10 protein-coding genes are annotated in these 15,103 nt (G+C 54.1%); all 10 read left to right on the forward strand.

Annotation, left to right across the window (positions count from 1 at the left end; genetic code table 11):
• The first annotated feature begins 311 nt into the window (after positions 1-311).
• Complete coding sequence (locus tag ACFQ0N_RS06075; RefSeq protein ID WP_379323856.1) at positions 312-1,721, forward strand: ABC transporter substrate-binding protein; 1,410 nt, start codon at positions 312-314, stop codon at positions 1,719-1,721.
• Positions 1,718-2,647, forward strand: a complete 930-nt coding sequence (locus ACFQ0N_RS06080; RefSeq protein ID WP_379323858.1) for a carbohydrate ABC transporter permease — start codon at positions 1,718-1,720, stop codon at positions 2,645-2,647. Before ACFQ0N_RS06075 ends, ACFQ0N_RS06080 begins: the two co-directional genes overlap by 4 nt.
• Before the next feature lie 15 nt (positions 2,648-2,662).
• The gene (locus ACFQ0N_RS06085; protein WP_379323860.1) at positions 2,663-3,493 is read left to right on the forward strand and encodes a carbohydrate ABC transporter permease; all 831 of its coding nucleotides are present in this window, start codon (positions 2,663-2,665) and stop codon (positions 3,491-3,493) included.
• Positions 3,494-3,568: 75 nt separating this feature from the next.
• On the forward strand, positions 3,569-6,370 hold the full coding sequence (locus ACFQ0N_RS06090; protein WP_379323863.1) for an alpha-mannosidase: 2,802 nt from the start codon (positions 3,569-3,571) through the stop codon (positions 6,368-6,370).
• 83 nt (positions 6,371-6,453) lie between these two features.
• Positions 6,454-9,702, forward strand: coding sequence for an alpha-mannosidase (locus ACFQ0N_RS06095; RefSeq protein WP_483874980.1), 3,249 nt, complete (start codon positions 6,454-6,456; stop codon positions 9,700-9,702).
• A gap of 358 nt (positions 9,703-10,060) precedes the next feature.
• On the forward strand, positions 10,061-11,659 hold the full coding sequence (locus ACFQ0N_RS06100; protein ID WP_379323865.1) for an ABC transporter substrate-binding protein: 1,599 nt from the start codon (positions 10,061-10,063) through the stop codon (positions 11,657-11,659).
• Between the two features lie 24 nt (positions 11,660-11,683).
• Positions 11,684-12,676 carry an ABC transporter permease gene (locus ACFQ0N_RS06105; RefSeq protein WP_379323867.1) on the forward strand — a complete coding sequence of 331 codons (993 nt, stop codon included), beginning with the start codon at positions 11,684-11,686 and terminating at the stop codon, positions 12,674-12,676.
• Positions 12,673-13,536: an ABC transporter permease gene (locus ACFQ0N_RS06110; RefSeq protein ID WP_379323869.1), complete on the forward strand. Its 864-nt coding sequence runs from the start codon at positions 12,673-12,675 to the stop codon at positions 13,534-13,536. Before ACFQ0N_RS06105 ends, ACFQ0N_RS06110 begins: the two co-directional genes overlap by 4 nt.
• Positions 13,537-13,572: 36 nt before the next feature.
• Entirely contained in the window at positions 13,573-14,496 is a 924-nt protein-coding gene (locus ACFQ0N_RS06115; protein WP_379323871.1) for an ABC transporter ATP-binding protein, read from the forward strand.
• Complete coding sequence (locus ACFQ0N_RS06120) at positions 14,486-15,100, forward strand: ABC transporter ATP-binding protein (protein ID WP_379323873.1); 615 nt, start codon at positions 14,486-14,488, stop codon at positions 15,098-15,100. The genes ACFQ0N_RS06115 and ACFQ0N_RS06120 overlap by 11 nt, the downstream gene beginning before the upstream one ends.
• The last annotated feature ends 3 nt before the right edge of the window (positions 15,101-15,103 follow it).

Genomic DNA, 15,103 nt, shown 5'->3' on the forward strand with positions numbered 1-15,103 from the left:
TAAAATAACGCCATTGTTTAGTGAAATAATGAGTGATCCACTCGTTATTCAAGATAATTAAATCATTAAGAAAATATATCTTTACAGGTGTGGAAAGATAGGTTAAATTATATCTATATACAACTTCAATAAGTCGTATATAGATCATGATAAGGCTCCGATGAATGTCTAATTCAATGATGAGCGATTTGGTTTGCGTAACGTTCTTTTAGTTAACAAGGGAGGGAACGGGGAGTTAGGGAAACAGTGAAAGAAAGCGTTGTCATTTGAATCGCTGCTTAATTTTATTAGAAATTAAAAGAGGTGTCTACATGAAAAGGATTCAATGGTTAGAGAAACGTTTGGCGATTTGCACCGTAATCATCATGTCTCTGACTTTAGCTGCATGCGGGGGAGGCGACAAAGCGGCCGGAACTTCCGGTAACGGGGGCACGGCGTCGAAAAGCGATCTTACCCTGACGCTATGGCATTGGAAGGTTGCTTTTGACCCGGGTTTGAAAGCCGTTGCCGACGCCTATAAGAAAAAAACCGGCATTACGGTGGAAACGCAGATCACGACGCCAGACGATTCTTACACCCAGAAGGTGACTGCGGCGGCTTCCGCCGGCAATCTTCCGGATATCTATTTATATTGGTCCGGTCCGACCAATGGCGCTTTCGATGGCACGGCGATGGAATGGTCGGCGGAACTCGATAAGGACCATGCCTGGAAAGACAGTTTTTTCCCTTCCGCATTGTCTGGTACTGTCATCACGCAAAGTCAAATCGACTCCTATGCGAAAGACGAGAAGGCGAGCGATTGGCTAAAAAGCCGCAAAATCGGCCAATATTATGGAATTCCGATCGATGTCGGTTCTTTCTATACGGTATACGGCAATGCCAAGCTGCTGAAAGAAGCCGGCGTGCCGGCTGCCGCTCCGGCGACGGTGGAGGAATGGCTGGAGAACATGAACACCGTAAAGGAGAAAACTGGCGTTCCCGGATTTGTGTTCAGCGCCAAGACGTTTTCGGTTTATGAGAACTGGATGGCCAACTTCCAGGATTATATGAAAAACGGGCCGGAATCGTTTACGAAGTTCATGAACCGCGAAGCGAAAATGTCGGACCCGGAACATATCCAAATTGCTAAATTCATCGAAAATCTGACGAAGTCAGGCAATATTTTGCAAGGTTCCGCTTCCCTTGATATCGATCCGTCGGATCAGGCGTTCGCACAAGGCAAAGCGGCTTATACGATTGGCGGTACGTTCACCTTTTCCAGCTTGACGGCATTGGGCATGAATCCGGACGACATTGTCAGCTTCAGGGTGCCGGCTTACGAGGGCTCAAAGGTGCCTGATGCTAAAGTGCCTTCATTTCCGTTGGTGCAAGCGATCGTCACGGATAACGGGCCGCATAAGAAGGAAGCGATTGATTTCGTCAAATTTTTGACCTCTGAAGAAGGAATGGTCTTGTATGCCAACAGCGCCTTCGACGTTCCAGCCATCAACTTGAAGGACAGAGATGCGTTGAAGCCTGCTCTGAGAGCGATGATCGATTCCGTTAGTTCGGAAACCAATTGGTACTCGGAAAATGCCGATACGAGCAACAAAGTATTCGGCCCCGAATGGAACAAATTCCATGAAATGAAGCAAAAAATCATTTTGGGCGCTGCGACGGCCGAGGAAGCGGCTAAAGAGCTCGATAAAGCGGCTGAAGCAGAGAAAGCGAAGCAGAAATGAAAAAAGGTACCTTTCACAGCAGAGCGGTACGCAGAGAAGCCGCAGCGGCGTATGTCCTGTTGGCTCCCGCACTCCTTTTATTTTTGGTCATTGGACTGTTTACGGTACTTTTCTCTATCTGGCTTTCGTTTTATCATTTAGGCCAAGGCTCGTTAATTGTCAATGCGAAATTTGCCGGGCTGGACAATTTCAAAGATTTTTTGCTGGGGGACGATCAGCTTATTTCCGAAAGCTTCTGGCGGGCGCTTCGAAACAATGCCACCATTTGCGTATCGGTCATTGTGCTCGTCATTCCGTTATCGTTGTTTATTTCCGCGTTGCTGCAAAATATTACCCGTGGCGTTCGCCTGTTTCGAACCTTGCTTCTAATCCCGATGGTTTCTTCTTCGGTCGCGATCTATTACGTATGGTCCGGAATTTATGAACCCACCGGATTATTGAATCGAATGCTTGAAGCGGTTGGGCTCAGTCAGTGGATTGCGGTCAACGGCTGGACCGGTGAATTGAATACTGCATTGCCGGCCATTATTGCCGTTATTGTATGGGGAATGATTCCCGGTACGATGATTCTTTATTTTGCCGGGTTGCAAACTGTCGATACTCACTTGTACGAATCGGCCGACATCGATGGGGCGAGTTTCTGGCAAAAGCTGCTGCATATTACTTGGCCGATGCTAAAGCCGATTACGATTATCGCCGTCATAATCAATTTGAACGGCGCGATCCAGATTTTTGACCAAATATGGATTATGACTAAGGGAGGGCCGGCAGGAACGACCGAGGTTGCAAGTGTTCTTATCTATAAAGAGGCGTTCGTTAACGCGAAAGGCGATCTGGGAAGAGCCAACGCCATGGGCTGGACGATGTTTGTATTTACTTTTGCCCTATCCCTGATCAGCATGAGAATGCTAAGAGAGAAAAACTAGAAGGAGGAAGGAGGGATGAAAACAGCCACCCTGAATAAAACATTAAGCTACGCGATGCTGCTGCTCTGCTCGGTTGTCTGCGTTTATCCGCTGCTTTGGATGATCGGAGCTTCACTGAAGGAATCTGCCGAAGTGTTCGCCGACTATTCGCTTTTTCCGAGCAAGTCGTGGCACTGGGAGACGTATGTCGAGGTTTGGAACCGCATGCGATTTTTCAGCTACTTTCTGAACAGCGTCAATGTAACGTTCTGGACGATTGTGGGCATCAATCTTTTTTACACAATGGCCGGATTTGCGTTTGCCAAACTGAAATTTCCGGGAAGCTCCTTTTGGTTTTACGTATTTCTCGCGATGATGTTCGTCCCCGGGATTACGATTATGATTCCTCTGTATTTGACAGAAAACGAGCTTCATCTGCTGAATACCCATCTTGGCTTGATTTTGCCGATGGTAAACGGGAGCGCGCCTTTGGCCGTGTTTTTGTTTCGCAATTATTTTCGCTCGATCCCGCATGAAATTTATGAATCCGTCAAAATGGAAGGCGCAGGTGTGCTCAGGACGCTGTTTCATATCTACATACCGCTTGCATTGCCGGCTATGGCGACCATTACGATTACGAACTTTCTTAGTTCCTGGAACTCGCTCGTGCTGCCGATGGTCATGCTGAACGATTCGAAATTATTTACCTTGCCGCTCGCTGTTTTGCTGCTTGATACCGGCGTATTCCGGCAATGGAACGTGCTCATGGCAGGTGCGCTGATTTCCGTTTTGCCGGTTGTCCTTGCGTTTCTGTTCTTCCAGAAGTATTACATTCAAGGGTTGTCTTCGGGAGCAATCAAATCGTAGAATGTATGGTCAGAGCAACCGGCATGCCCAATCATCCCCGAGTTCGAATAGCATTGGTTAAAAGGAGAGGGAGCAATGAATTCATTAGTGGCCAAATTACAGCGTTTGCATAAGCATCAAGCATCCGGTTACTGGCCGGAGCGGATTATCACGCAGCTAGAATACGGATATCGATTATCGAAAGTGAGCGGCGGGAAGTTCGATGAGCATCTGGAAGAGGCTGCCGATTATTTGACCGAACAGGCCGGCGAGGAGGGCGTTATTACGAAAAGCGTTGCCGTCCAAACGGAAGCGATGATTGCCGGACTTTCGGCAGAGGCCAAACGGTTCAAGATGCTGTGCGTGGCTCACGCGCACATCGATATGAACTGGCAGTGGGGCTGGGACGAGACGGTTCAGATCACCCTCGATACTTTTCGGACGGTGCTGGATTTAATGAAAGAATATCCCGCGTTCACATTTTCACAGTCGCAGGCTTCCATCTATCGCATCGTTGAGGAATATGCTCCGGGGATGCTGAGCGAGCTGAAAGCGCGGGTAAAGGAAGGGCGCTGGGAGGTGACGGCTTCGCATTGGGTGGAAGCGGACAAAAATATGCCGAATGGCGAAAGCTTGTCTCGCCATCTGCTCTATACGCGCCGGTATTTGTCCAAGCTGCTGGATATTGACCCGGAAACGCTCAACATCGACTACGAGCCGGACACGTTCGGCCACAGTGTCAACGTGCCGGAAATATTGGCGGACGGGGGCGTGCGCTACTACTACCACTGCCGGGGCTATGAAGGCCACAATTTGTACCGCTGGCGCGCTCCGTCGGGCAAGTCGGTTATCGTCTACCGCGAGCCGATCTGGTACAACGCGTACGTCGAGTCTTCGATGGGGCTTCATGTGCCCGAGTTTTGCACGAAGCATAATATGACGACGATGCTGAAAGTGTACGGGATCGGCGATCATGGCGGCGGTCCGACGAGGCGCGATATTGAGCGCATTCTCGATATGGCGTCGTGGCCGGTATTTCCGACGATCGAATTCGGCACATATGCGCAATTTTACGCCATGGTCGAAGAAATCGCCAGCGAGCTTCCGGTCGTGGAAGGCGAGCTGAACTTCGTCTTCAGCGGCTGTTACACCTCTCAAAGCCGAATCAAGATGGCCAACCGGATAGCTGAGGCCGCGCTTTACGACGCCGAGGCGCTGGGGGCGTTCGCCAAACTCGATGCCGGAACCGATTATCCGCAAGTCCGATTCGAGGAAGCGTGGAGGAATGTGTTGTTTAATCAATTCCACGATATCCTTCCCGGCTCCGGCGTGACCGAAACGCGGGAGCATGCGCTCGGGTTGTTCCAGAAGACGATGGCGACGGCCAATACGGCGCGTAATGAGGCTTTACGGGCGCTATCGGCGCGAATCGATACATCCCGCTATATGAATAACGAACCGATTGCCGATTCGATCTCCGAGGGGGCTGGCGTCGGATACGGTGTCAAAGATTTCAAAGTGACGCAAGTAAGCCGGGGACGGGGAGGTACGCGCATCTTCCACGTCTACAACACGACAGCAAGCACTCGAGAAGAGGTGGTTGAATTCGTACTGTGGGACTGGAACGGGAATATCGCCCATGTACGCTTCGAGGACGATGAAGGGAACAAGGCCGGGCATCAGGTCATTGATCACGGATTCCACCACTATTGGTCGCATTATTATATGCGCGTGCTGGTCAAGGTCCGGGTTCCGGCGTTCGGTTACCGTACCTATGTGATGAAAACGCAGGTGCAGGAAGATCCGCTGCCAGTACCGCTAGAACCGCGGATGGAAAAAGTAGATGAATTTGTGCTGCAAAACGATTGCATTCGGGTGAAGTTCAGTCCGGTCGACGGTTCCATCGTATCGTTTACCGATGTGCAAAGCGGTGAAGAGTTGATGGATCAGCGCCGTCCGTCCGGCTTATTCCGGTTGGTCCGGGAGGATGACAACAAGGGCATGTCCAGTTGGATCGTCGGCCGCTATATGGACATACAGAGCGCGCACAAGCAGGTCAAGTTGAAAAAGGTGTACAGCGGCTCAGGCTTGCGTCAGGCGATCCAGTATGAAATGGCGTTTGCGGCATCGAAGCTGTCGGTTGTCGTTTCGCTTGACGAGGGCAGCAGCCAGTTGAATTTTGAGGTCGAATGCGATTGGCAGGAGATCGGCAAGCCGGGACAAGGGATGCCGCAGCTTAACTTTTACATGCCGCTGGCTTATGATGTTGCCGGCTACCGGTATGACGTTCCGTTCGGTACCGTTGTCCGCGAATCGTTGGAATTGGATGTGCCCGCCAACAGTTGGGCCTATGGCTGCCGCAAGCAGCCCGGAGCCCGCTCGCTGATGCTGCTGTCACGCTCCAAGTACGGTTTCCGCGGCGCGGACAATGCACTTGCGCTGACGCTGATCCGCAGCTCTTACGATCCGGATCCGCATCCGGAGCTGGGCATGCACCGCTTTCAATTCGCGGTGGCGCTCGTCGAGTCGGCCGGCAACCAGGATCTGATCGAATATGGCCGGGTATATAACCATCCGCTGCATGTGTTGTCGGACATTGCCCGAATCGGCGAGCTGCCGACGACGCACAGCTTGGCAGGATTGGAAGCGGGGAGCGTTGCCTTCTCGGCGTTCAAGCTTGCCGAAGACGGGGAAGGAGCCTGGATCGTGCGGCTGTACGAGACGGAGGGGACTGATACAGCTGCGGTGCTGCGGCTGCCGCGAGAGCCGCTGCGGGCGCAGCTTGTCGATATGCACGAGCAGCCGCTGGAAGACGCCCCGTCCGTCCGTATCGAGGGCGAACGGATCACGGTTCCGGTTGCCGGCTATACTGTCGCCAGCGTACGACTGGACTTTTAGTAACATCAAGAAGTTGTTCAAAAAGTCGTTTCTTGATTACGAAGCAAGACTGAAAGCCTATGCTGAATTGGGGAGGAATTGGATTGCATCAGGATCATATGTTGTTGACGGCCAGGAAGCTGGAGGCGCGTATTCACGAATTGGAACGGTTCCGGTATGTTGACCGCCGGCCGATCCCGCACTATTTATTTTGGGTTGATAAGGAGGCGGAGATTGGCGCCGTGCCGCCGGAAGACGCCGAATGGAGCACTATCGGGCTCGGAGGGCGCTGGCGCGGCTGGGATTTGACCGCCTGGCTGAAGACTGAAGTGACAGTGCCTGCGGAATGGGCGGGCAAGAGGATGCTTGGATTGTTCGATTTCGGCAGAACCGGGCCCGGTCATATTTCGGGTTTTGAGTCGCTGCTGTTCCTGAACGGGAAACCGCATCAGGGCGTGGGCGGCAATCATCCGGAGGTGTTTCTGCCGCAGGAGACAGCCGGACAGACCGTAGAGCTGATGTTTAAAGTATGGACGGGGCTGAACGGCATGACGCCGGACCGAAGCGAGCTGGAGCATGAAATCCGGTGTTCCGCCCTTGCTTTGCTCGAACCGGATGCCGACGATTTGTATTTCACGTCGCTCGCCGCCTTCCAGGCCATGAACGTGCTTAGCGAGAATAGCTGGGAAAGCCAAAGCTTGCTTCAGGCGCTCGATCGCGCATGGCTGCTGATCGACTGGCGTGTTCCGGGAAGCGAGGCTTTTTACGCCAGCGTTCGAGAAGCTAATGTGAAGCTGAAAGAAGAGCTGGCGGCCATTCCGAAGCAGAGCGCCGTTACGGTTCGCTGCATCGGCCATACACATATCGATGTGGCCTGGCTGTGGACACTGAAGCATACGCGCGAGAAAGCGGCGAGATCGTTTTCAACCGTGCTGCGGCTGATGGAGCAGTTTCCCGAATATGTGTTCATGGCGACGCAGCCGCAATTATACGATGACCTGGAGCGCGATTATCCGCAACTGATGGGACAAATCGAAGAACGCATCGCCGAAGGGCGCTGGGAAGCGAAGGGGGCGATGTGGCTGGAATCGGATTGCAATGTGCCGTCCGGCGAATCGCTTGTCCGCCAGCTTTTGTACGGTATGCGCTTCTTTGAGCAAAAATACGGCTCTTATTGCGAATATTTGTGGCTTCCGGACGTATTCGGATACAGCTGGGCGCTGCCGCAAATATTGAAGAAAGCCGGCTTGCGTTATTTCATGACAACGAAAATAAGCTGGAGCATTTACAATCGTTTTCCACACGATACGTTTTATTGGAGGGGAATCGACGGCACTGATATTTTGACCCATTATATTACGACGACCGATCCCGGCCATGATAAAAATGGCATTTATCGTTTTTATACATACAACGGGCAAGTGATGGCGGAGACGGTTAGCGGCATATGGGATAATTACCGCGACAAGGCCATCAACAATGAATTGCTGCTTGCCTTCGGCTATGGCGATGGCGGGGGCGGGCCGACCCGGCCGATGCTGGAAATGCGCAGACGCCTCGATCAGATGCCGGGCTTGCCCAACGTCACGACGGGCAGGGCGGACGAATTTTTCAATAAGCTGGAAGAAAACGTACAGAGCACCGATCGTTATGTGCACCGGTGGGACGGCGAATTGTATCTGGAGCTGCACCGCGGCACGTATACCTCCCAGGCGTACAACAAAAAGATGAACCGGAAAATGGAGCATATGTTACGCAATGTGGAAATTGTATCAGCGTTCTACGGCGCACTGGCCGGATTTGCCCATTACCCGTCGGACAGCTTGTATGAAAGCTGGAAGATCGTCCTGCGCAACCAGTTCCACGACATTTTGCCAGGCTCGTCGATTGCCGAAGTGTACGAAGATTGCCGCGTCGAATACGCCGAAGCGGAGCGGATCGCCGCCGGCGCGCTCGCGGGAAGTTTGAACAACCTGGCGCGGCTCGTGCCGGCTGGGGATTCGCCGAGCTGGGCTGTGTTCAATACGCTAATGTGGAAACGGGACGAACTGGTTCCCATTCCGTGGGAGGACCGGTTCGATGGCCGAGTATGGGAGGACGCGGACGGTAACCGTCTGGCCGCACAACGTACCGCAACCGCTGAGGGCGATGACGTGCTGCTGGTTTCCGTACGAGGCATTCCGGGGCTTGGTTACACAACGATTTATTGCCGGGAAGAACGGGAAGGGGACTTCGCTTCGTCCAAAATGGGCGACGGAAACGGGGGCTCGAGCTCCTTTACCTTTACTCCCTCTTCCGTTTCGACGCCTTTCTACGAAATCGAATGGAATGCGGAAGGGCAACTGACCCGCATCTTTGACAAACGGACGGATCGGGATATTGTCGCCCCCGGCGAGCTTGCTAACCGGTTCGATGTCCATGAGGACAAACCGCTCAACAACGACGCTTGGGATATTGATATTTTTTACTACGAAAAGGTTCGTCATGTGAATGAACTCCAATCCGTAGAAGTCGTCGAGCAAGGGGAACTGCGCGCGGTCATCCGCTTCAAATGGCGTTATGAGCGGTCGATTATCGAACAAGATTTGATCGTGTATGCTGACAATCCCCGCATCGACTTCCAGACGCATGTGAATTGGCAAGAGCACCAGCAGTTGCTCAAAGTGGCGTTTCCCGTGGCGGTTCGCGCGACGGCGGCTACTTACGAAATCCAGTTCGGCAACGTGCAGCGTCCGACGCATTGGAACAATAGTTGGGATTATGCCCGGTTCGAAACGTGCGCGCAGCGCTGGATCGATCTTTCCGAAAGAGGTTGCGGGGTAAGTCTGCTCAACGATTGTAAATACGGGCACGACGTACGAGAGCACGTAATGCGGCTGACGTTGATTAAATCAGCTGTAAGCCCTGACGCGAACGCCGACATCGGCGACCATTCGTTTACCTATTCGCTGCTGCCGCATGAAGGAGATTGGTTTGCCGCAGGAACGGTCGCCCAGGCCTCCCGGTTGAACATTCCAGTTGAAGTTATCCGGCTTGCAGAACGGAACCCGGATACCGGTGATGACGAGATCGCGGCGTTTCCAGGGACGCTCAGCTTTTTTGGATCGGACAGCGATCATGTGGCGATCGACACGATCAAAAAGGCCGAGGACTCGGAGAACTGGATCGTCCGCTGTTACGAGTTTGCCGGCAAACGGGGAACCGTCCGGTTTGCTTCGCACCTTCCGATTCATTCGGCCGAGGAAGTCAATTTGATGGAGCGGGAAGCATCTGCGCTCGCCCATACGGCCGAAGGGTTTCAAACCCGCATCAAGCCTTATGAGATTAAAACGTTCCGCATCCGGTTCAGCTAGTTGGACAGCAGGAGACCTATATCAGTTGAACCCGTGATTCAGATGTCCATTGCCCATTGCATGAAGGAACTTGCATCATAAATGCATGCCAATTTGGCGAGCGGGCCGATTCATTTCACCTCTTGGCGGTCGGGATACTTAAGCGAGACTGCCAAGAGTTTTTTGCGACGGATCAGCCTGTTCGCTTCCCTCCCCGCGTCCCCAGAGCTATTTTGCATTCCTATATACAGATGGAAGCGGGCTTTGCTATAATCAAATAGTTAACTTAATCAATAAGTTAATTGGGTCGGAGAGCGAGAGGGCGCGCTTGGTCTTCATGGAATGTTTCTTATTAATAAATAAAAATGGAGTGGGAGAAATGGAATTATCTCGCGGGTTTCGAATGTCAATGCTGTTATTGGCCTTATGCTGTTTCCTGGCCGGCTGCTCGCAACAGCCGAACGAGCAGAAAAGCATGCCGGATGAGTTGGTGCTGGCTGTCGGCGCTGAGCCTGAGGAAGGGTTCGATCCGACTGTTGGCTGGGGACGCTACGGCTCGCCACTATTCCAAAGCACGCTGCTCAAACGCGACGCGCAGATGAATATTCGCAATGACCTGGCCGCAAACAGCTATGAGGTAAGCCCGGACGGAACTGTCTGGACCGTCAAGCTGCGCCAGGACGCCAGGTTTACCGACGGCAAGCCGGTAACCGCTGCGGATGTGAAATTTACGTTCGAAACTGCTGCCGGTAAAGGCTCGGTCATTGACTTGACTAATATGAAAACCGTGGAGACGCCCGACGACTATACCGTTAAATTCGCATTGAAAGAGCCGCAATCGACTTTTATTTCGCTGCTTGTCTCCACGGGTATCGTCCCCAAGCACGCCTATGGCAAAGATTATGCGGAACGCCCGATCGGCTCCGGACCGTACAAGCTTCTGCAGTGGAACAAGGGGCAGCAAGTCATAGCGGAAGCGAATCCGGACTATTACGGGCGGAAGCCGTATTTCAAGAAGCTGACGCTCTTGTTCCTCGGCGAGGATGCTGCCTTTGCCGCCGCCAAGGCGAACAAGGTCGATGTAGCCTATATCCCCGCTGCTTTCAGCAAGCAGAAGGTCGACGGCATGCGGCTCGAAGATGTGCATACGGTAGACAACCGCGGCATCTCCTTCCCTTACGTTAAGTCAGGTGAGCAAACGAAGGAAGGCTACCTAATCGGCAACGACGTCACTGCCGACCCGGCAATCCGCAAAGCAATCAATATTGCGCTGGATCGCCAAGCGCTCGTCCAAGGCGTGCTGGAAGGCTTCGGTACTCCCGCTTTTACGGTCAACGACGGGCTGCCGTGGTACAATCCTGACGCGGCATTCGCCGACGCCGACCCGGAAGGGGCCAGAAAACTGCTCGCCGAAGCGGGCTGGAAAGACGAAGACAATGACGGTGTGCTGGAAAAAGGCTCCCTGAAGGCGCAGTTTACGCTTATTTACCCTTCCGGAGATGGGACGCGTCAATCGCTTGCTCTGGCGGTGGCCTCGATGATCAAGCCTGTCGGCATCCAAATTGATGTGGAAGGCAAAAGCTGGGACGACATCGGCAAATTGATGCACGCCAACGCCGTCATGATGGGCTGGGGCAGCCACGACCCGCTGGAAATGTATAACTTGTACAGCAGCAAGTACAGAGGGGGCGGGCATTACAACAACGGTTATTACAGCAACCAGACCGTTGACGGCTGGATGAACAAGGCGCTTCAGGCAATCGATCAAGAAGATGCTATGGAATATTGGAAGAAAGCCCAATGGGACGGTCAAACGGGCGTCAGCGGCAAAGGCGACGCTCCTTATGCCTGGCTGGTCAATCTTGATCATCTGTATCTCGTTAAGGACAACCTCGATATCGGCAAGCAATTCATCCACCCGCACGGACACGGATGGCCGGTAACCGATAATATCGAGGAATGGAAATGGAACAAGTGAAAGATGTAAAAGGAGTCTTCCCGCATGTTGCAACGCATATTCACATATACGGGCTGGAAGCTGCTCCGGCTCGCTACACTTTTAATTGCGATCGGCATCATTTCGTTCATTCTCGTGAGTAATTCCCCCATCGACCCGATACAAGCATATATCGGAGCTGATATGATGCGCGTCGGGCCAGAGCAACGCCAACTGATCACAGAATATTGGGGACTCGACCTTCCACCGCTGGAACGTTTCGTCCAATGGGTCAAGGCGCTGCTCCATGGCAATCTAGGCACTTCTATGATTCACCGTATGCCGGTAGCCGACGTCATCCGCGAACGGTTCGCCAGTTCGGTCTCACTCCTGGCGTTCTCTTGGGCAGTCGCCGGCCTGCTCGGCTTTACGGCAGGTATCGTTGCAGCCATGAACAAAGATAAATGGGCCGATCGCCTCATTAAGTGGTATTGCTATATGCTTGCCTCCACGCCGACGTTCTGGATGGGCTTGCTGCTCCTCATGGTCTTCGCCGTATGGCTCGGTTGGCTGCCCGTCGGGCTGGGGGTTCCGGCCGGCGTGCTGGACGAACAAGTCACATGGGCGGATAGGATCGAGCATATGGTGTTGCCCGCACTTACGCTCAGCATCGTCGGGATCGCTCCAATCGCGCTGCATACGCGGCAAAAGCTGATCGACGTGCTTGCCAGCGACTATGTGCTATTTGCCAGAGCGCGAGGTGAGCAGGGCTTTCTGCTCTTCCGCCGGCATGGCCTGCGCAACATCGCGCTTCCTGCCGTTTCGCTGCACTTCGCCTCGTTCAGCGAGCTGTTCGGGGGATCGGTGCTGGCCGAACAAGTATTTTCCTACCCGGGACTCGGGCAAGCAACAGTGGAAGCGGGTCTTCGCGGCGATGTGCCGCTGTTGCTCGGCATTGTTTTGTTTAGCGCACTATTTGTATTTGCCGGAAATTTAATTGCCGACGTCTTTTACCGCCTTGCCGATCCGCGGCTTAGGGAAGGGCGGCTGCTATTATGATACCGATGAGGCAAAATGACCCGCGGCATAGATTATGGTTCCATTGGAACCGAAGGCAGCGCGCCCTGGCGGCTGTTTGCGCGTCCATACTGCTCGTTTCCGCTGCATGGCTAGGAGACTTGCTGCTTGATCCGGAAGCTTTGGCGACACGGCTGGAGCTGCGTAATATGTCCCCATCCTTCAGCCATTTGTTCGGCACCGATTGGCTTGGCAGAGATATGTTTACCCGAACACTCAAGGGGTTGGCCTTAAGCATCGGCGTAGGCATGATGGCTTCGGCCGCCAGTGTCGCGATCGCTGCCCTGATGGGCCTTATCGCCGCCACAATGGGGCGGGCCGCCGACCGGATCGTCAGTTGGCTGATTGATCTGTTTTTGAGCGTTCCTCACCTCGTCACTTTGATTTTGATCGCCTTCGTATTCGGCGGGGGCATGAAGGGCGTCATTATCGGCGTGTCGTTGACGCACTGGCCTAGTCTGGCCCGTGTGATCCGGGTCGAAGTGATGCAGCTGAAAACCGCCGAATATGTGCAAATATCACGGCGGCTCGGCAAATCGCGCTGGCGGACGGCTTCCCGGCATATGCTGCCGCATTTGTTCCCGCACTTGTTGGTCGGCTTGCTGCTGCTATTCCCTCATGCGATCCTGCATGAAGCGGCGATTACATTTATCGGACTTGGCTTATCGCCCCATCAACCCGCTATCGGCATCATTTTATCGGAATCAATGCGCTACTTGTCCACAGGGCTATGGTGGCTGGCATTCCTCCCCGGCATTTGCTTGCTGCTCGTCGTACGCGCGTTCGATGTGGCGGGAGAGCAATTGCGCCTGTTGCTCGACCCGCGGAAAACGCATGAGTAGAAGCTGTCATTGCGCTCAAGGAAGGAGGACAACCGAATGGCACTTTTGGAAGTGGACGACTTATCCATTTTTTTCACATCTTATAAGGGATGTTTTAAACAAACAAATCTGCACGTTTTGCAGGGGATAGAGCTTGATGTCAACCGCCGCGAGATCATGGCGGTCATCGGCTCGAGCGGCTCCGGCAAAAGCCTGCTTGCCCATGCGATTCTTGGCATTCTTCCTGGAAACGCCAGATTGCGCGGGACGATCCGCTTCGACGGGGAGGAGTTGACGCCGCGCCGGCAAGAAGCATTGCGCGGGAGGGACATCGCGTTGATTCCGCAGGCGGTCACCTATTTGGATCCGCTTATGCGGGCCGGTTCCCAAGTGCGCACCTCCGTGCGGACCGGAGATCCGGTGGAGGAGCAGCGCAAAGCGTTTGCCCGCTACCGGCTGGCCCCCGAAGCGGGGCGTCGTTACCCGCACCAGCTATCAGGCGGCATGGCCAGACGCGTGCTCGTCTCGATGGCCACGGTGAGCGGCGCGCAGCTGCTCATTGCGGACGAGCCTACACCTGGACTCGACCCCGCCATCGCGCAGGAGGCGATGCAGCAGCTGCGGGAGCTTGCCGCTTCGGGTTCCGGCGTGCTGCTCATATCCCATGACTTGGAATCGGCGCTGCAGGCGGCTGACCGGGTAGCCGTCTTCTATGCGGGCACAATGGTCGAAATTGCCTTTGCTGCAGATTTTGACGAGGACGGAGCGCATCTCAGGCATCCGTACAGCCGCGCCTTATGGCGCGCGCTGCCGCAAAATGACTTCCAGCCGATAGCCGGAAGCCAGCCGCAACCATGGGAGCGTGCGTCTGGCTGTCCGTTCGCCCCGCGCTGCGACGCGGCTACCGCGACATGCGGCGAACAGCTGCCGAACATGCGCGAGCTGCGGGGCGGAAAGGTAAGGTGCATCCATGCCACTTGAAGGACGCAAGCTCGGTTACCGCTACAACGGCGGCTCTTGGATCGTCCGCGATTTCGACATTATTGTCAATCCCGGAGAAATTATCGGCTTGTCTGGGCCGAGCGGCTGCGGCAAAACGACGATCGGGCGCATGCTGGCCGGTTACTATGCGCCATGCGAAGGAGCTGTACGGGTTGCAGGCAAACCGCTGCCCCGAAAAGGCTATTCGCCGGTTCAGCTCGTCTTCCAGCATCCGGAGAAAGCTGTCAATCCACAGCTTCGCATGCGCCGCATCCTGAATGAGGGATGGTCGACGGATGCGAGCTTCCGCGCCATGATGGGCATTGCCGACGCATGGCTGGACCGGTATCCGAGCGAATTATCCGGCGGAGAGCTGCAGCGGTTTTGCGTTGCCCGGGCGCTCGGGCCGCAAACCCGTTATTTGATCGCTGACGAGATGACCACGATGCTCGATGCTATAACGCAAGCGCAAATCTGGCACGCCATCATGAACATTGTCCGCGAGCGGCAGCTCGGCATGCTAATCGTCAGCCACGAACGCAGTTTGCTCGAAAGGCTGTGCGATAAAGTGATTGGTCTTGATGCGGCCGCGTCCCCCCAGTAGCAA

This window comes from Paenibacillus sp. GCM10027626, assembly GCF_042676285.1.
Lineage (GTDB): Bacteria > Bacillota > Bacilli > Paenibacillales > Paenibacillaceae > Paenibacillus_Z.

Coding starts and splice junctions, on each gene's coding strand:
- ACFQ0N_RS06075 (WP_379323856.1), top strand. CDS start 312: ATGAAAAGGATTCAATGGTTAGAGAAACGTTTGGCGATTTGCACCGTA.
- ACFQ0N_RS06080 (WP_379323858.1), top strand. CDS start 1,718: ATGAAAAAAGGTACCTTTCACAGCAGAGCGGTACGCAGAGAAGCCGCA.
- ACFQ0N_RS06085 (WP_379323860.1), top strand. CDS start 2,663: ATGAAAACAGCCACCCTGAATAAAACATTAAGCTACGCGATGCTGCTG.
- ACFQ0N_RS06090 (WP_379323863.1), top strand. CDS start 3,569: ATGAATTCATTAGTGGCCAAATTACAGCGTTTGCATAAGCATCAAGCA.
- ACFQ0N_RS06100 (WP_379323865.1), top strand. CDS start 10,061: ATGGAATTATCTCGCGGGTTTCGAATGTCAATGCTGTTATTGGCCTTA.
- ACFQ0N_RS06105 (WP_379323867.1), top strand. CDS start 11,684: ATGTTGCAACGCATATTCACATATACGGGCTGGAAGCTGCTCCGGCTC.
- ACFQ0N_RS06110 (WP_379323869.1), top strand. CDS start 12,673: ATGATACCGATGAGGCAAAATGACCCGCGGCATAGATTATGGTTCCAT.
- ACFQ0N_RS06115 (WP_379323871.1), top strand. CDS start 13,573: ATGGCACTTTTGGAAGTGGACGACTTATCCATTTTTTTCACATCTTAT.
- ACFQ0N_RS06120 (WP_379323873.1), top strand. CDS start 14,486: ATGCCACTTGAAGGACGCAAGCTCGGTTACCGCTACAACGGCGGCTCT.